The organism is Microbacterium sp. A84, from assembly GCF_051842815.1.
Taxonomy (GTDB): domain Bacteria; phylum Actinomycetota; class Actinomycetes; order Actinomycetales; family Microbacteriaceae; genus Microbacterium.
Map to the genome: position 1 here is coordinate 258,530 of NZ_JBPXMS010000003.1, position 17,072 is coordinate 275,601.

A 17,072-nucleotide genomic window follows, 5' to 3' on the forward strand; every position below is an offset into this window, starting at 1 on the left:
TCACCGTCTCGGGAGGAGCGGATGCTGCGTTCTAGTCCTCCCATGCGGGCGGACTCCTCCCGAACGGATGCACCTCCGGATGCACGCCGGACACGCAAAAGGGGCGAGGATCCGAAGATCCTCGCCCCTTTTCAAGCGATGCTTACCAGCTCGACTTGGTGATACCGGGCAGCTCGCCACGGTGTGCCATGTCGCGGAAGCGCACACGCGAGATGCCGAACTTCGTCAGCATTCCACGGGGGCGACCGTCGATGGCGTCACGCGAACGGACGCGAACCGGCGACGCGTTGCGCGGCAGCTTCTGCAGTCCGAGACGTGCGGCCTCGCGGGCCTCGTCGGTTGCGTTCGGGTCGACCAGGGTCTTCTTCAGCTCGAGGCGACGCTCTGCGTAGCGCTCAACGATGACCTTGCGCTGCTCGTTACGAGCAATCTTGCTCTTCTTCGCCATGTTTAGCGCTCCTCGCGGAATTCGACGTGCTTACGGACGACCGGGTCGTACTTCTTCAGCACGAGGCGGTCGGGGGTGTTACGACGGTTCTTCTTGGTCACGTAGGTGTAACCAGTGCCTGCCGTCGAACGAAGCTTGATGATCGGACGAATGTCCTGTGACTTCTTAGCCATTAGAGCTTGACACCCTTCGACTGGAGGTCCTTGACCACGTTCTCGATGCCACGGACGTCGATCACCTTGATGCCCTTGGCGGACACGTTCAGCGTGATCTTACGACCGAGGGACGGCACGAAATAGGTCTTCTTCTGCACGTTCGGGTCGAAGCGACGCTTCGTACGAACGTGCGAGTGTGAGATGGTGTGACCGAAACCGGGAATGGCTCCTGTCACCTGGCACACTGCTGCCATGTGATTACTCCTTCATTACCGTGAGACCGGACGGCCTCACCCAAGATCCCTTGTCTGCGTGCCGCGCCCCTCGACATGCTCGGGGCTACAACACACGAACCACGCACAGGAGTGTGCGCAGACAAAGAGTCAGTTTAGCATGGCTTGACTTCCAGCCGCGCCTCGGCCCCAGCGGAATGGTGAGACCGACCGGTCGCCCTCGATCCAGAACCGCCAGGGGAACGCGCTCGTTCCTGCGATGCCGGCGACTCCGACGCGTGGACCGGTCGCGATGCCTGCGACCGGATCGCCGAGCCACAGCTGCGCACGCGCGCCGTTCAAGGAATCGCCGGTGATTGCGTCGATCCCGTCATGAAGTGGATGCCGCAGGCCAGACACCTGCCCGAATCGGCCCGGTCCGCGGGCAAGATCGCGCCCTGCCCTGCCGGATCGGGATGCCGCAGCATCCGCCCCTTCACTCACCGAACCCGCGCGCAGCAGCACACCTCCGGCGAGGCCGTCGGGGCCACACACGACATTGACGCAGGAGTGGATGCCGTGACTCAGGTACACGTAGAGGTGCCCCGGCTCGCCCCACATCGTGGCGTTGCGGGCGGTGCGCCCCATGCGCGCGTGCGACCCGGGGTCTGGCGCATCACCCGTCCCCTGCCCGTGGTACGCCTCGACCTCGGTGATGCGCAGCGCCACCGTCAGCCCACCAACAACAGTGCGAAGCTCGGCGCCGAGCAGGCGAGGCGCAACTTCGAGCGGCAGTCCCGCAAGCTCTGCCCTGGTCGCACGGCGCAGGGTCATGGGATCAGCACCATGTGCTCAGAAGAAGCCCGGTGCCATCCGGCACCACGAGATGTCGAATCCGGTGAGCACGGGCATTTCCTCACCCGAGCGCAGGTCAAGCAGATGCGTCTGCAGGGTCTTCGGCAGGGACACGAGCAAGTCGTCGTACGCGTTCTCGATCAGATCCGGCGCGACAGTCACGGCGGCATACTGCCCGCTGGGCGAAGCGCACGCCTGCAAAATCGCACTACCGGCGGCGACCTCGAGCAGCGGCGTGGCCACCCCGTCATCATCGACGCGGATGATCGCCTGGCCGGTCGGCAGCCCTGATTCATCACGCGAAACAACGTGACGCAGCGTGCCACCAGGGTAGGGAGTGACGGTCGTAGCCGGTCCATAGTCGGGGTCGGATGCCGCGAGCGGAGTCTGCGAGCCATCGGCAAGCTTCAGCTCCACGATGCTGCCGTCGATGTGCTCGATGATGGCGGTGTAAGTGCCGCGCGAGACTCCGAGCAGATGCATCGCGATGCCCATGTTCTGGGCTCCGGCATCCCCCGCGCGATCATCGAGCGACAGTGTTCCCGCAAAGTCGATGAACAGCACGGCAGCGGAATCCGGCACGAACTGCCACTCCGCAATGCTGGCCTCTTCCTCGCCGACCTGCACGATCTGCGGCTCATCTCCACTACTAAGCGACTGGGTGACCAGCACGCTTGCGCGGCCGCTGTCTTCACTGATCTCACGGTCAGTGTAGATGTATCCGACCAGACCGCCGCGATCAGAGACCTGCACCGAGCTGACATAGCCATCTCCAGGCAGCGTCAACTCGCGCACATTCTTGCCATCACGGTTCATGACGAGGATTCTCGAGCCGTCGTTATCTTCGACGGCGACGACAAGATTCGTGGCGGTGGCGCGAAAATCATTGATACGCGGATGCGTGAAGACGGGAACCCCGTCGCCACTGAGGTCGGCACGGAAGATCGAGTCGTCTTCGTCTGTCCTGTTGAGCAGGAAGATCTCGGCGGTCGGCGTCGTGAAACTCGTTGTCAGGTTGGACGTGGGGCCTCCGCCAGTGCCGGTGACGTCAGCGACGCTGACCGTGTACTTCGTCGCGTCGTCGAGCGGGACGGTGAACCGGATGCCGATGCTCCGCCCCGCGGCGTCGAGCGTGAACGGCGTCGCGGGCTCGACAGTGACCTGCGCCTCGTCGATCTCCTGCAGCGATTGGTTGGCGGTGAGGATGACGCGGCTTCCGGAGACTTCGATCGCCTCGTTCGGATCGACCTGCACCTGGCTCACCCGCGGCCCCTGCGTGAGGCTGACGGCGCTGAGCCCACCGGCGACGACCACGAGGATTCCGACGACGGCGAGCAACGTGTAGAGGAAGCGGCGGTCTTTCGGTGCGGTCGGCCGTTCGGATGCTTCGGACGGCTCACGCTGCTCCGATGCCGAGACAGGCTCGGCGGTCCGGGACTCGGGCTCGGTGACGGGAACAGCGAGCGCCGGGATGAAGACATCGTCGGCTGGCGCTTCCGGAATGGCCGGCACGGTGCGCTCTGTCGCCGCGAGCGCGGGCGCGGGCGCATCCCGCGCCGGGGCATCCCGCGCCGGGAGCTCCTGCGCAGCAGCCTCGCGGGCGGCTCTGGCCTCGGCACGGGTGCGGGGAGGCGTCGACTGATCCTCAGTACTCATAGGGATCCCCCGGCTCATCGATCGCGACCACCGAGGTGGGCACGACACGCAACGAGCCATCGGAGTCGGCCTTGATGGTGCCGGTGACTTCGATCCACTGTCCGGTGCCGTAGTCGCCCGCCTCGAGGCTGACCGGCACCGCAGCAGGCTGGGCATCAATCACACAGTGCGTAATGATCATGCGCGTGAGGTTCACCGCATCCGATTCTCCGCCGGGGGTGACGAAACCGGTCAGGGTGACGGCCTGTCCGTCGTAGGTCTCAGGGCGCGAGGCAGTCGCGAAGACGCTCGACCACTCCCCGATACCGAAGGTCGTCGTGTCAGCCACCCCGAGAGTCGGAGTGTCAGCTCCGGCGAACAGCGCACCGTCAGCGCCGGCGCGCGACATTGCAAGCTCGACGGACAGCGAGGCGGGCGGAAGCACGAGGGCTGCGACGACGACACCGCTGGCGATGACGCCGGCCGAAACAGTGCCGACGATGCTGAGGGTTCGGCGCCGGGGTGCCGCGGCATCCTTTCCATCAGCATCCACATGTCCGTGATCGTGCCCGTGATCCGTTTCCTCACCGAGCGGGATTGTGAACGACCAGATCGCACCGATAAGCACGACGACCGCCCCGACGCAGGCGAACCAGATCGATTCGGGGCTGATGTAGAGGGTGAGCCGGCCGGTCACGGCGAGTCCGATGGTCACCACCGAGATGACGACGGCAAGGCCGAGGCCGAGCCACCGGGATCCGATGGCGTGCCAGCGCGAGGGGGCGGATGCGTGCGACTCAGCCAAAGACGTTCACCCCGATCCCAATCGCAAAGGCACTCGCCAGCACCACCGCGACGACGCCGACCAGCGTGCGAGCCGTGAACGTGGTGCGCAGCAGCGCCAGCATTTTGATGTCGACCAGCGGCCCCACCAGCAGGAATGCGATCAGCGCACCCGACGAGAACGTCGAGACGAACGACAGCGCGAAGAAGGCATCCACGTTGGAGCAGATCGCGACCGTCATCGCCAGCGCCATCATCGTGACAATCGACAGCACCGGATTCGATCCGATCGACAGCAGCACATCACGCGGTATCAGCACCTGCACGGCTCCGGCGAGCGCGGAGCCGATCACGAGTGCGGGCATGACGGCGCGCAACTCGACGAGGAACTGTGTGAGGCTGCGTTTGGTCGGAGTGCCGTGCTCGTGCGTGATGCGCTCGCACGTGGCAGTGAACTGCTGAGTGAGCAGGGCATCGGGTGCGGGGTGGCGGCTGTAGATCCAGCCGATCAGGTTCGCGATCAGGTAGCCGCCGACGAGTCGGGCGATGAGGATGCCACCATCCCAGCCGAACGCCGCATGCGTGGTGATAATCACGATCGGGTTCACGATGGGTGCCGCGATCAGGAAGGTCATGGCCTCCGCAGGCGCGAGGCCGCGCATCATCAAGCCTCGAGCGAAGGGCACGTTGCCGCACTCACAGACGGGAATCAGCATCCCGAGCAGCGATAGCACGGCCCGGCGAGCCCACCCCTGTCTCGGCAGCCAGCGCTGGATGGTGTCCGGTGGCAGCCAGACCTGCACCACGATCGAGAGCACGACGCCGAGCACGATGAACGGCAACGCCTCGATGAGCACGCTGAGCGCAAGGGTGAGCCCGTCCTGTGCTCGGTGCGGCAGTGAGTCCTGGAAGAGTGCCGGCGCGAACCGGTCGATCAGGAAGAGAGCGGCGATGACGGCGATGCCGATCAGCGGGGCGAGCCACGGCGAGCGGGGCTTGCGCCGTGCAGGCATCCCTGCCGAAGCGCCCGAGCGCCTCGCAGTGACCGTGCTCACGCCGCCCCTTCTGCCGCAGCCCGCTGCTTGGCGCACGGAGTGCACAGCCCGAAGATGTCGACGACATGCTCGGCCTCGCTGAAGCCGTGCAGCGACGCAGTGCGCTGCGCCCAGGCCTCGACTTCCTTGGCTTCGATCTCGACGGTCAGTCCGCAGGACCGGCAGATCAGGTGGTGGTGGTGACCCTCCGTCGAGCAGGCACGGTAGAGCGCCTCGCCCTCCGGGCTCTGCAGTGAGTCGGCGTCGCCGGATGCCGCAAGCCCGGACAGCGCGCGATAGACCGTGGCCAGGCCGATGCCGGTCTTCTCCTCGCGGAGCGTGGCATGCAGGCTCTGCGCGCTCACGAAACCGCGCGCATCGGAGAGCGCGTCGCGCACTCGCTCGCGTTGCCAGGTGTTCCGCTGAGCCATACCGCCGATTCTAGGCCGTCCGGATCACTACCGGCTGGGTGCCCCGTGGCCGGCTCGACCCCTAGGGGATGGGTAGGGAAATCCCCCGGGAGTTGCGCGACGAAACCGGAGAGTTTAGAGGAGGGTTAACAGCGGTTTTCTCGGGGGTTCAGCCGATGGTGCGAGCCAACCGGCCTTTCTAGGCTGATGAGCATGAGTAACGAAACAGGCCGCGCTGTCATCGCGGATCTCTGCCAGATTCCCAACCCTGGAGCGATCGACCGCTCCGCGTATGTTGAACTCGGAGGCATCAAGCAGTTCGTCTCGATCCGCGGTCGGAGCACGACGAATCCCGTGCTCATCGTTTGCCACGGCGGACCAGCACTTCCCTCGCTGCCGTCGTCCTGGATATGGCAGCGAGCAGTCGAGGACTACTTCACTGTCGTCAACTATGACCAGCGCGCCAGCGGCAAATCTGCAGCAACCCTGAACGATGAAATGGATCTGAACCCCGACAGGTACGTCGACGATCTGACGGAACTGATCGCGTGGATCCAGGGTGAGCTCGGGGTGTCGAAAGTGGGCGTTCTCGGACACAGCTGGGGGACGATCGTCGGAATCACGGTGGCCGAGAGACGACCCGACCTGCTCTGGGGATACATCGGCGTCGGTCAAGTGGTCTCTGGTACGGAGAACGAGGTGGAGTGCTTCGAGTACGCGATACGAAGCGCAACGGCGGATCGAAACGAAGAGGCTCTCGCAGAGCTTCACGCGCTTGGCGCATATCCCGGCACTCAGCCGCTGACCATTGAGCGGGTCATGATCTGCAGGAAATGGTCGCAGCATTACGGAGGACTATCCGCGTATCGATCAGAGTCTGCCTACCTCAGGGGCTCGGAGAAGCTGTCACCGTACTACACCGACGACGAACTGAAGTTGATCGACGGAGGGCAGCAGGCGACCATGCCCACGCTGCTTCCCGAAGTGCTCCGCTTCGACGCACGGGACCGGATCGCTTTCGATGTGCCGATTCTTCAGTTCCTCGGGCGTCATGACTGGACGACACCGACCCCTCCTGTCGAGCGCTGGATAGAGCAGGTATCGGCCCCCTCGAAAGAGGTCGTCTGGTTCGAAAATTCGGCACACCTGAGCATGCATGAAGAGCCGGGAAAGTTCGTCGTGAGTCTCGTGAACCTGGCATTGCCGCACGCCACAGTCGACGCCGGGCCGCTCGCAGTTTTTGAGGAGTTATGAACGCGCGGGGCGCCGCACCCGCTCGCGCGAGCGCTGCACCATCCAGCACACCGCGTAGATCAGGAATGAGATGGTCGTGATGTACGGGCTCACCGGCAGGGTTCCGGCGAGGGCGAGCAGGATGCCACCGACCGCCGAGACGAAACCGAACAGCGCGGCCAGCAGCGGCACGGCCAGGGGTCCGGCGCTGATGCGCATCGCGGCCGCGGCCGGTGTCACGAGCAGCGCCATGACCAGCAGCGCACCGATGATGTGTACGGCGACGGCGACGATGAGTCCGAGCAGCACCATGAACGCCAGGCTCAGCGCCCGGGTCGGGATGCCGCGGGCAGAAGCTGCGACAGCATCCAGCGAATCGAACCGCAGCGGGTTCCACATCAGCAGCAGCCCGATGAGCACGAAGGCGCTGATGCCGATCAGCCAACCGAGGTCGGGGCTCGACACCGAGACGATCTGCCCGGTGAGCAGACCGAAGCGGTTCGCACTGCGTCCGTCATAAAGCGAGAGGAACAGGATGCCAAGGCCCAGGCCGAACGGCATGAGCACGCCGACGATCGAGTTGCGATCACGAGCTTTGGCGCCGAGGATTCCGATCAGGATCGCCGCGACCAGCGCACCGCCGAGGGATCCAGCGACGACGCTGCCACCGAACAGCAGTGCCGCCGCAGCTCCGGCGAATGACAACTCGCTCACGCCGTGCACGGCGAAGGCGAGGTCACGCTGCATGACGAAGACGCCGATCAGGCCACCCACGATGCCAAGCACCGCACCAGCGATGATCGAGTTGGCGAGCAGAGCGACGAGCGCTCCATAATCCTGGAAGGAGAAGACGTCGCTCCAGTCGACGGCCTGCCACAGGCCCGTCGCGGCGATCATGCGTGGTCCTCCGCGTGCGCCACGCTCGGAAATGCGCAGCTTCTTCGGAGAGATTCGCGGGATTCCTCCGAAGATCGCGCACATCTCCGAATTTGCGACACCACAGTCGCGGCGATCATGCGGCATCTCCTGCGTCGTGGTCTCCGTGATCGTGATGCGGCTCCGCATCTGGGACGCCGACGACCACCAGACGGTCGCCCGCGCGCAGCACGAAGACGGGGGTGCCATACAGGTCGGTGAGGACCCTGCTCTGCAGCACTTCTTCGGGGGTACCGAGCACGAAGCGACCACCGGCGATGTAGAGGATGCGGTCGACGCGGCCAAGGATCGGGTTGATGTCGTGCGTGACAAACAGCACCGCGGCCGCACGCTCACGGCGCTGCCTGTCGATGATGTCGGTGATGCCCAGCTGATTGGCGAGGTCGAGGTTCGAGAGCGGCTCATCGCAGAGAAGGAGAGTGGGCTCATCGGCAAGGGCCTGACCGACACGCAGCCGTTGCTGCTCCCCACCGGAAAGCAGCCCCACACGCCGATCCGCGAAGTGGGATGCGCCGACACCTTCGAGCAGAGCATCCACACGAGCGCGGTCACCGCGACGCGGGATCGGCAGGCCGAACCGGGTGCCGTTGACACCCAGCGCCACGACATCACGGGCGCGCATGCTGGTGTCCGGAGGAAGCGGCCGCTGCTGCGGGATGTAACCGATGCGCGGATTTCCGCGGCGCACCGGGGAGCCTGCGACCTGGATGCTGCCTTCGCTGAGCGACTGCAGACCGAGGATCGCCCGCATGAGCGTCGTCTTACCAGAGCCGGAGGGTCCGAGCACCGCGATGAACTCCCCTGGTTCGACGGTCAGATCGAGCCCTGACCACAGCTCACGGTTGCCGCGGTGAAGTGCAGCGCCGCGGATCTCGAGTATCGGAGCGCGCTCAGCGTCGCCCGCACTCACGACCGGAGTGCGTCGGCGAGGTTCTGGATCGCATCGTGCATCCACTCAGCGTACGACGATCCGTCCTCGAGCAGCTCCGTGAAGGTCACGATGGGAATGCCAGCGGCCTCGGCTGCGTCTTCGACTCGCTGCGTTTCGGCGCCACCGGTCTGCGCATTCGTGAGCAGAACCTGCACGTCACCGCTGTCGATCACCTCGAGGGCTGCGAGCAGGGTCGCCGGGGCGACGTCATTGCCCTCCTCCACCGATTCGGCGAAGCCAACGGGGGTGACATCGGTGAGGCCCGCGGCCGTGGCGATGTAGCCGGGGAGCGGTTCGGTGATGAAGACGGATGCTCCGTCTGCCTCAGCACCGAGCGTCTCGAGGTCTGCTTCGAAGCTCTCTAGCTCAGCGACGATCGCGTCGGCTGCGGCAGTGAAATCGGCTTTGCCCTTCGGGTCGAGCTCGGTCAGCTCCTCGGCGATGCCTTCCACCACATGGATCATCGTGTGCGGGTCGAACCAGACGTGCTCGTTGAAGCCCTCGATGTGGTCGTGGCCCTCGTGCTCGTTGGCCTCTTCGGCGTGGTCGTGCTCCTCTTCGGCGTGGCCGTGCTCTTCTTCGGCGGCGTGGTCATCTTCAGCATCCTCATGACCCTCGCTCTCGTGGCCCTCATTGCCCGGGTAGCCGTGCGCGAACTCGACGGCGGTGAGCACATGGGCGTCAGAATCACCGAGCAGCGCGTCGATGAAGGAGTCGTATCCGCCGCCGTTCCTGATGACGAGCTCGGCATTCTGCACAGAGAGGCGATCACGAGCGGATGCCTCATAGGAGTGCGGATCCTGCGCGGCGGAGGTGACGATCGAGGTCACCTCGACCCGATCGCCGCCGATCTGCTCGGCCAGCGAACCGTACACGTTGGTGCTCGCGATGACCTGGATCGAGCCGTCGTCGGCGCCCGCCGAGGTTGCAGGACTAGAGCATCCGGCCAGGACAAGAGCGGAGACGGATGCGAGTGCAAGGGTGACGACGGGCTTCTTCATACTTCGACTGTACACGCTAATGATAACCATTCTCAACACGGCAGTGCGAGTGCTCTCCGCAGCGGGCAGGCGTGCCGACCGATGCCCGCACCGGGCTATCGGGGGATGAAGCATCGGGTGAGAGCAGGGATGAACTTTCTCGCCTCACATGGAAAGCAGGAGGATTGCTCGCCATGCTGGCTGTGCGAGCAGAACATCGCCCAACGATTCCCCAGATCGTGGTTTGAGCAGCCAACCAGAGAGTAATCAAATGACTACAGAAGCTGTTACTCCCCAGACAACTTTCAACGGCATTCGCACTGCACTCGGTGTGGGCGGTCTGCTCGCTCTCATCGTCGGAATTTTGATCCTGGTATGGCCAGGCAAATCCGCAATCATTGTTGCCGCGATCATCGCGATCTACGCACTCGTTTCTGGCCTCGTCTATGCATGCCTCGGTATTTTCAGTAAAGGCATGCGCACGTGGCCAAGAATCGGTCATGTCGTACTGGGCGCAGTGTTCATCATCGCGGGCATCGTGGCGTTCATGAACCTGTCACAAACCACCGTTGCGCTTGCCGTGCTGCTCGGATTGATCGTCGGCATCATGTGGATTGTGGAGGGCATCGTCGCCATCTCCACGCTCGGCGGCTCCTCCCCCACCGGTTGGTCGATCTTCTTCGCAATTCTCAGCATCATCGCCGGAGTCGTGCTGATGTTCTCCCCGATGTGGGGCGCAGCTGTGCTGTGGTGGATGCTCGGCATCTCGCTGTGTGTGCTCGGAATCATCAACATCATCCGAGCATTCACCTTCGGGAAGAAGGGTTGACCCCCATGACCGGCTCCGGAATTGAAGGTCTCTACAACTTCCGCGACACCGGCGGCATGCCACTTCAGGGCGGCGGCGTCACGCGATCTGGGGTGTTGTTCCGTTCAGATGCGCTCGCGTCGCTGACCCCGAGTGGGTTGGATGCACTCGCCGCGACCGACATCGGCGTGATCGTGGATTTTCGCACGCTGTCAGAGCGAACGGTCGCACCCGATCGCATCCCCGCCTCGCGTCCTATCCGCGTCATCGAGCTTCCTATCCTGCAGGGGGCGATGGCGGATATGGCACAACAGTTGGTCCCGAACGACTCATCCCCGGCATCCCCGGCAGCCCCGGCAGCCCCGGCAGCCCCGGCGAGTTTCGAGGTGCCCACCCTGGGCGATCTCTACACGGGGATGCTCGAGCAGAGTGCCACCGCATTTGTTCAGGTTGCTCGCCTGATCGCGGCATCGAACGATGCGTCCCCGAGCGCAGTGCTGGTGCACTGCACCGCAGGCAAGGACCGCACCGGCCTCACAACTGCTCTCATGCTCGATGCTGCTGGTGTCGAACGAGGTGCAGTGGTTGATGACTACGCCATCTCCCAGGAAAACCTTGCGGGGCCTTGGGCCGACGCAATGATTCACATGGTCACTTCCTACGGCGTTGAGCTCACTCCCGCTCTTCGCGCGCTCGTGACTGGCACCCCGCCGGAGGCGATCGAACAAGCGCTTACCTGGGTCGACGATCGAGATGGCGATTCTGCGGGCTATCTCCGCTCGGCCGGCCTCACCGCTGACGAGCTATCAATGCTCCGCGCCCGACTCGCGGCGTGATCGAACGCCTCTGCGCTGTCTTGTGCGGTGCATAGACCACGCCGAAGCCGCCTCTCGCGCGGATGAGATCTCGTCGTCCAGCAGCGCGAGCGACCCGGCAGTCGCGGCCGTCAACGGCCTCGGAGCTTGACCTGCATCGATCGCCCCGGCGAGCTCCATCAGCGCGGCCTGCGCGCGTTCGGCATCTCGCCGATTAATGGCGACAGCAGAGGCAGCTTCCGTTGTCGCTGCCGCGGTGATCGCATCTGTGACCCGCTCCAACGCGGCGATCTCGAGCATCCAGGCCGCCGCGGCGTCGGCAGTGCGCGGCTCGGAGAGCGATCGCGCGACCAGCGTGCGCATGTCAGAAAGTTGACGGTAGGTTGCCCTGCGGGCGGCCGCCGCGCGCTCCTCGCTACTGGCAGCAGCGCTGCCTTGCCCTGCAGAATCCACCAGCGCGATTCCCGCATATCGGGCCACGAATCGAACAAGCCCCGCAACATTGGCCGCTAGATGCCGGGGCGCACGCCACGTCGCCGGCCACGGCAGGTACCCGATCAGCAAGACGATCGCACACCCGAGCACCGTATCCAACACTCGCGAGTCGACGAGCCCGGAGCTCGCTCCGGCGTGAATCTCCACCAGCAGCACGGCCAACGACGTGGTGATGGCCGAATATAGCCCAAAGTTTCGCGGCATCGTGATCGGCACGAGCGCCGCCAACAACAGGATGACGAGAATCTGCCACCCTCCGAGCGGAAGCATCGAGATCGTCAGCGCGGCGACAGCAACACCAATCAACGTGCCGAAGCCACGCTGGACGGCCCGCGCAAAAATCGATCCGAAGTCTGGTTTCATCACCTGGGCGACGGTGAGCATGACGAGGTAAGGGCGGTCCAAGTGCAGTGCCAGGGATAGCCCCTGCGCGATAGCCATACACAACACGAGCCGACCGACGAATCTCCACGTCTCGGCTCCGGCCGACAGCGGCCTTTCCATGCGATGCAGCAGGTCTGCGAAAGACTGCGTGGCAGGAAGATCGAGATCGACCAGCTGCTCGGAACGCTCAGAATCAGAGGCGGAGATTTGACTGGCTACTCTGTTCACGCGTTCGAGAGCCGCACGTAGAGCGCGGGCCTCAGCACTCGAGGAGTCCGCTACGGGCGGCTCCGCGAGCTCGGGGAGCGCGGCCTTCGGATCAGCGATCCACAAGGCGATCCCCCGCAGAAACACGATCGCGTCTTTCTCGGGGATCACCTGCTTTGTTGCCATCGCAATCGCAGCATCAACCACGGGCGCAGAGGCATTCAGGATCGTGACCAGATCCTGCCAACGCGTATCGCGAGCTGTGATGTGTGTTCGCGATGCGACCAGTGTGTCGTATGCGTCATCGAGGGCGGTCGTCAGTTTCACACCGGCGACGTTCGCTGCTGCCCCCGCCTGCGCCTCCAGCTGAGTAGCCAGCGCTTTGTACACTTGGGCAACGACCCTGCGCTCGGGTGAAAGTGTCACCCCGATAAGCGCGGCCGAGACTGCCGTCAGACACAGCCGCCACAGCGCGCCTGCGAAGAAAAGCAGTGGCGCCAGCCAGGGCGAATGAAGGCCAAAGTCTGCGTTAGCGGCGGTGACGGCGTACATCAGGAAGTACAACCCGGCTTTGGATGTAACCGGGCCGATCGATCCGGAAAGCCCAGAAACGAGGGTGGCAGCGATCACCGCCAAGAGGGTCAAGGCGGAGTGGCCATAAACCAGGGTGCCGAGAGCAAAGCCGACGGATGCCGCGGCCGTCACCAGTGCGATTTTTCGCACGCGCTCGGCGCCAGCTGAGCCGGTATCCATCACCGATCCGACCAAGGCCCCCATAGACGCCAACGCTCCGGCGCCGAGGACCGTCGCGTTGTGTGGATTGATCAGAAGGGTGAGACCAACCGGCACGGTGATTCCGATGGCCGCGAGCACCACTCGTTCCCATTGGATCCGCGCCGGAGCCAATCGCACCAGGGCACGGACCCACCCGCTGTGGCCCACCTCAGCTGTCAACGCTGACCTGAGCGTTCTCTGCCCTCGAGAGTGCAAACACTCCGCTGACAGATACCACCCCGGCCACCACAAACGCGATCACTGCCCAGAGCGGGGCGCCGCTTGCTTCGCCGAGGATCGTAATCGCGAGCACCACGGCGACACCCGGATCGATCACGGTGAGTCCTGCAACGACGACTTCGGGGCGATTCGTGGCGTGCGCTCGCTGGGTGAAGTAGATCGACAGCGCGCCCGCCACACCGATACCAACAAGGCATCCGATTGTGAGGAGATTCGAGAGGTCGAAGGCGAGGTTGTGGGATTTCCATACCGCTTGCACACGCAGGATGACGGTCTTGCCCAGCGTCGCAACGAAGCCCGAATACACCCCGCCGAGCAAGACCCACAGCACCCTCGGTGTCGGCCGGCTTCGCCCCACGACGAGGACGATGCCGGTCACAACCAGCACGCTCACCAGAACCACCAGAACTGCCACCAGCTGCACATCTGTGATCGCGTGCTGTGTGCTCACGACTGCTGCGACTGTGACGAATGCCGCAACGCCTATGACACAGGTAGCGATCGCCCTGACGACCGCCGCCTTCGGAGCGCGCTTCGCGACGATCGAGGTGAGCAACACCGTAAAGACGAGAGCGGTGACGCCGATGGGTTGCACAACCATCAACGGCGCGAATGTAAGGCTCCCCATCTGAAAGAGGATCGAGACAACCAGGAGCAGGGCTCCAAGCAACCAGAAACGCTCGTGAACAAGGCGCATTGCCTTCGAACCTTCTTGGCGCTGACTGAAGTCAAGCTCCATCGTTCGCACGCCGCGAGCCTGCCACAGGTTGCCCACGGCGAGCGCGGCCGCGGAGGCAAGAGCCAGCACGATCCCGATGAGCGGAACTGATCCCATTTCCATAGCTATTTCTCGCTTCCGAGGTGAAGTTTGACGCTGATCTCGTAGGCGTCGAGCTCATCGAGGGCATATCGCAGTGCGCTTGTCGTGTGCCGTCCCGACCGGCCCAGTTCGTGAAGGCGAGCGCGCATCACTCCGACGAGCGCGAGTTCGAAGGCAAGCTCCTCCGACCTATCTGGTTGGTCCTCGGTATCTCGCGAAGTGACAAACCACGAACCGGGGAGAGCGAACACGTCGTCAGAGAACTCGGTCTCATCTGCGCGAAGCAGTGCACGGCTTTCGCGTGCGGCGAGGGCGGTATCGCGGAGTTCACGATCGATCTCACGAATCTCGGCGCGGGGTGGCCCGTCTCCTGTGGGCCGCATCAGACCCAGCATTCGCACCAGGAATGGCAGGGTGAGGCCCTGAAGCAAAAGGCTGCCAGCCGCAACGACGAAGGCAATGAAGATGATGAGGTCACGTTTGGGGGTATTTTCCGGGAGCGTCTGCGCTGCGGCGAGAGTCACAGCGCCGCGCATACCGGCCCACACGATGATCGTGTTGTGTTTCCAGGTGAGCGGTGAGGCGTCGAAGTAATCAATATCTGCGCGCAACTTTCCGAGGTGCTTCGGGCTACGTGCCGCGCGAGCTGCCCCGATGTTTCGCCAGCGAGAGGTACGTTCCGCGTCATCGTCCTCTGGCTCTGTTGTGCTCGCATCGATGCGGCCCTGCACAGCGCGTTTCACCCGCGCGCTGTGCACGCTGAGTACCGGGATGACGTAAAGCGTTCGCACCACCATCAAAATGACGAAGGCGAGTGCGGCAATACCGAGTCCCGCGAGTAGTCCCTGATCCGCTGCCCGGCTGTCCTCGACAATGCCGTACAGTTCGAGCCCCATGATCAGGAAGATGGCACCCTCAAGCAAGAACTCGATCGTGCGCCAATTGAGTTTGTCTGATGTGCGCTGCTCTGGTGTCAGCCATCTCAGTGCACCCTGACCACACACAACTCCTGCGATCACGGCCGCGACCAACCCTGATCCTCCGAGGGCTTCGGTGGGCAGATAGGCGAGATAAGGGACAGTGAGTCCGATCGCGGTATTGGTGGTGGCGCTGGTGGTCCACGAGCGAAGTCTCAGCGCCAGCATCCCTACGAATGCTCCAACCAGAAGTGCCGCGAGCACGGCCCAGATGAATGAGCCGACCGCTGTCAGCAGCGAGAAACCGGACGCCACAGCGACGACGGCAGTGCGCAGCAGAACGAGTGCGGTTGCATCATTGAGAAGGCTCTCGCCCTCTAATACCGTGACGACTCTGCGCGGCACTCCGAGTTTGCGAACGACGGATGTCGCTACGGCATCCGTCGGGCTCAGGATCGCCCCCAGCGCAACGGCGAGCGGAAATCCGATCTCGGGGATGATCCAGTAGAAAAAGAGTCCGAGCACGAGTGAGCTGATAATCACGAGCAACACGGATAGACCGCTGATGGTGCTCAGATCGCGACGAAACTCAATCGCTGGTGCCGAGACCGCCGCCGAGTAAAGCAGCGGAGGGAGCACCCCGACCAGGATGAGCTCCGGCGCCACAGAGATGGCAGACACCCACGGAAGCTGACCGACGGCGAGACCAATCGCTACCAGGATGAGGGGCCCGGCGACGCCGATTCGGCTTGAGAGGACGTGCGCCAACACGATCACCATGACTCCGGCGAGGATGACGACCAACAGCTCTAATGTCACAGTGTGCTCCCCTGCTCAACGGGCGTGCGCGCACCGCGAATAGCCATCGCGATCACCGGAAGTATTAGTACAGAGAGCATTCCTCCGGCAACCAAGACCGACTGCAACGCCGGGTCCAGCACTCCATTGGAAACACCGATTGCGGTGACCGCCACAATGATCGGCAACCCGGTGGCGCCCAGGAGCCCGATCGAAATACGCTCATGCCACCCGGCCCCGGCAGGCGCCGCGAGCATAGAAGGTAGTCCCCTCACTACGAGCAGAGCAACAAGAACGAGAGGGACCATGGCGAACAGAATCGGCCGCTCAATCAACGCAGCCAGATCGAACGTCACACCGGTGTAAACGAAGAACAGCGGGATGAGGAATCCGAACGCAGCACCCTCCACTTTGCTTTCGACAGCATGGCGATCATGTTCGCTCGCATCGCGCATAAGGAGTCGCCATACGACACCGGCGACAAACGCACCGAGCAGCATATCCAGGCGGAGGAATAGGCTCAACGCGAGCAGTGCCGTCAGGATAAGGAAGACAACACGGATCGCGAACTGGCCCGAGGTATGCAGCGTCGAGTTAATGAATCGGTGCATCGCTCCAGTAGGAATTCGAATCGACAGCCAGATCGCGAGACCTGCGAGAAGCGCAAAGAGAGCCATCACGGCCGTGGCGGGTCCGAGATCTCGACCTCCAAGGAAGATCGAGATCGCCAGTAACGGACCGAACTCCCCGACGGCGCCGATGGCACCTACCGCCGCTCCGAATGGCGTGCGCATTTCACCTGCATCACGCAAGATCGGCAAAACGGTGCCGAGCGCGGTCGAACACAGTGCCACACCGATAATGACAGCTGCTGCACCGGGTGCGAGTAGCCATCCCAAAAGCAGCCCCATAGCGATGCTCAGAAGCCACCCGAAAGTGGCGTTTCGCCCGGTGCGCCCCTTGAGAGATGCGAAGTCGATCTCGGAGCCGGCAACGAAGAACAGCATCGCCAGTCCGAGTTGCGCAAGTGTGCCCATGAAGAGCGAGGGGCCGGCCCACCCCAGCACGCTCGGGCCAGCCATGATCCCCAGGAGAAGTTCGAACACGACGATGGGGATACTCACCCACCGGGAAAGACCGCGAGCGAGGAGCGGTGCAGTAACCGCAAGAAGCGGGACCACCCAGAGCACGGCATCCATCGG

18 protein-coding genes are annotated in these 17,072 nt (G+C 63.7%); 3 read left to right on the plus strand and 15 right to left on the minus strand.

Going from position 1 to position 17,072, the window contains the following annotated elements:
- Window positions 1–142: 142 nt before the first annotated feature.
- The 8 genes from rpsN to ACSU04_RS13825 all read right to left on the minus strand — a co-directional run bounded on the left by rpsN (window position 143) and on the right by ACSU04_RS13825 (window position 5,553).
- The gene (rpsN, locus tag ACSU04_RS13790; protein WP_241927273.1) at window positions 143–448 is read right to left on the minus strand and encodes a 30S ribosomal protein S14; all 306 of its coding nucleotides are present in this window, start codon (window positions 446–448) and stop codon (window positions 143–145) included.
- A gap of 2 nt (window positions 449–450) precedes the next feature.
- Window positions 451–621 (minus strand): 50S ribosomal protein L33, encoded by a 171-nt coding sequence (gene rpmG, locus ACSU04_RS13795; RefSeq protein WP_439282814.1) that lies wholly within the window; start codon window positions 619–621, stop codon window positions 451–453.
- Entirely contained in the window at window positions 621–857 is a 237-nt protein-coding gene (gene rpmB / locus ACSU04_RS13800; RefSeq protein WP_439282812.1) for a 50S ribosomal protein L28, read from the minus strand. The genes rpmG and rpmB overlap by 1 nt, the downstream gene beginning before the upstream one ends.
- Window positions 858–986: 129 nt before the next feature.
- Window positions 987–1,649, minus strand: coding sequence for a DNA-3-methyladenine glycosylase (locus ACSU04_RS13805; protein ID WP_439289979.1), 663 nt, complete (start codon window positions 1,647–1,649; stop codon window positions 987–989).
- Between the two features lie 18 nt (window positions 1,650–1,667).
- On the minus strand, window positions 1,668–3,326 hold the full coding sequence (locus ACSU04_RS13810) for an Ig-like domain-containing protein (protein ID WP_439289980.1): 1,659 nt from the start codon (window positions 3,324–3,326) through the stop codon (window positions 1,668–1,670).
- A complete protein-coding gene (locus ACSU04_RS13815) occupies window positions 3,316–4,110 on the minus strand; it encodes a TIGR03943 family putative permease subunit (protein ID WP_439289981.1) in 795 nt (264 codons plus the stop codon). Before ACSU04_RS13815 ends, ACSU04_RS13810 begins: the two co-directional genes overlap by 11 nt.
- Window positions 4,103–5,101 (minus strand): permease, encoded by a 999-nt coding sequence (locus tag ACSU04_RS13820; RefSeq protein WP_439283123.1) that lies wholly within the window; start codon window positions 5,099–5,101, stop codon window positions 4,103–4,105. The genes ACSU04_RS13815 and ACSU04_RS13820 overlap by 8 nt, the downstream gene beginning before the upstream one ends.
- 38 nt (window positions 5,102–5,139) lie before the next feature.
- Window positions 5,140–5,553, minus strand: a complete 414-nt coding sequence (locus tag ACSU04_RS13825) for a Fur family transcriptional regulator (RefSeq protein WP_439282804.1) — start codon at window positions 5,551–5,553, stop codon at window positions 5,140–5,142.
- 192 nt (window positions 5,554–5,745) lie between these two features.
- On the opposite strand from ACSU04_RS13825, the gene ACSU04_RS13830 reads away from it, so the two are divergent.
- The gene (locus ACSU04_RS13830) at window positions 5,746–6,786 is read left to right on the plus strand and encodes an alpha/beta fold hydrolase (protein WP_439289982.1); all 1,041 of its coding nucleotides are present in this window, start codon (window positions 5,746–5,748) and stop codon (window positions 6,784–6,786) included.
- Here ACSU04_RS13830 and ACSU04_RS13835 read toward each other — a convergent pair.
- The 3 genes from ACSU04_RS13835 to ACSU04_RS13845 all read right to left on the minus strand — a co-directional run bounded on the left by ACSU04_RS13835 (window position 6,781) and on the right by ACSU04_RS13845 (window position 9,633).
- Window positions 6,781–7,662, minus strand: a complete 882-nt coding sequence (locus ACSU04_RS13835; RefSeq protein WP_439290114.1) for a metal ABC transporter permease — start codon at window positions 7,660–7,662, stop codon at window positions 6,781–6,783. The two genes, ACSU04_RS13830 and ACSU04_RS13835, sit on opposite strands and share 6 nt — an antisense overlap.
- A 115-nt stretch (window positions 7,663–7,777) precedes the next feature.
- On the minus strand, window positions 7,778–8,611 hold the full coding sequence (locus ACSU04_RS13840; RefSeq protein ID WP_439289983.1) for a metal ABC transporter ATP-binding protein: 834 nt from the start codon (window positions 8,609–8,611) through the stop codon (window positions 7,778–7,780).
- Window positions 8,608–9,633: a metal ABC transporter solute-binding protein, Zn/Mn family gene (locus tag ACSU04_RS13845; protein WP_439289984.1), complete on the minus strand. Its 1,026-nt coding sequence runs from the start codon at window positions 9,631–9,633 to the stop codon at window positions 8,608–8,610. The genes ACSU04_RS13840 and ACSU04_RS13845 overlap by 4 nt, the downstream gene beginning before the upstream one ends.
- 250 nt (window positions 9,634–9,883) lie before the next feature.
- Between ACSU04_RS13845 and ACSU04_RS13850 the strand changes: the two genes are divergently transcribed.
- Both ACSU04_RS13850 and ACSU04_RS13855 read left to right on the plus strand, forming a co-directional pair.
- On the plus strand, window positions 9,884–10,441 hold the full coding sequence (locus tag ACSU04_RS13850) for an HdeD family acid-resistance protein (RefSeq protein ID WP_439282795.1): 558 nt from the start codon (window positions 9,884–9,886) through the stop codon (window positions 10,439–10,441).
- Window positions 10,442–10,446: 5 nt separating this feature from the next.
- A complete protein-coding gene (locus ACSU04_RS13855) occupies window positions 10,447–11,256 on the plus strand; it encodes a tyrosine-protein phosphatase (protein ID WP_439289985.1) in 810 nt (269 codons plus the stop codon).
- Here ACSU04_RS13855 and ACSU04_RS13860 read toward each other — a convergent pair.
- From ACSU04_RS13860 to ACSU04_RS13875, 4 genes are read right to left on the minus strand one after another with little or no spacing between them, the layout of a single operon-like run.
- Complete coding sequence (locus ACSU04_RS13860; RefSeq protein WP_439289986.1) at window positions 11,227–13,275, minus strand: FUSC family protein; 2,049 nt, start codon at window positions 13,273–13,275, stop codon at window positions 11,227–11,229. The two genes, ACSU04_RS13855 and ACSU04_RS13860, sit on opposite strands and share 30 nt — an antisense overlap.
- Complete coding sequence (locus ACSU04_RS13865) at window positions 13,265–14,176, minus strand: multidrug DMT transporter permease (protein ID WP_439282789.1); 912 nt, start codon at window positions 14,174–14,176, stop codon at window positions 13,265–13,267. The genes ACSU04_RS13860 and ACSU04_RS13865 overlap by 11 nt, the downstream gene beginning before the upstream one ends.
- Before the next feature lie 2 nt (window positions 14,177–14,178).
- On the minus strand, window positions 14,179–15,891 hold the full coding sequence (locus ACSU04_RS13870) for a cation:proton antiporter (protein ID WP_439289987.1): 1,713 nt from the start codon (window positions 15,889–15,891) through the stop codon (window positions 14,179–14,181).
- Window positions 15,888–17,069: a cation:proton antiporter gene (locus tag ACSU04_RS13875; protein ID WP_439289989.1), complete on the minus strand. Its 1,182-nt coding sequence runs from the start codon at window positions 17,067–17,069 to the stop codon at window positions 15,888–15,890. Before ACSU04_RS13875 ends, ACSU04_RS13870 begins: the two co-directional genes overlap by 4 nt.
- Between the last annotated feature and the right edge of the window lie 3 nt (window positions 17,070–17,072).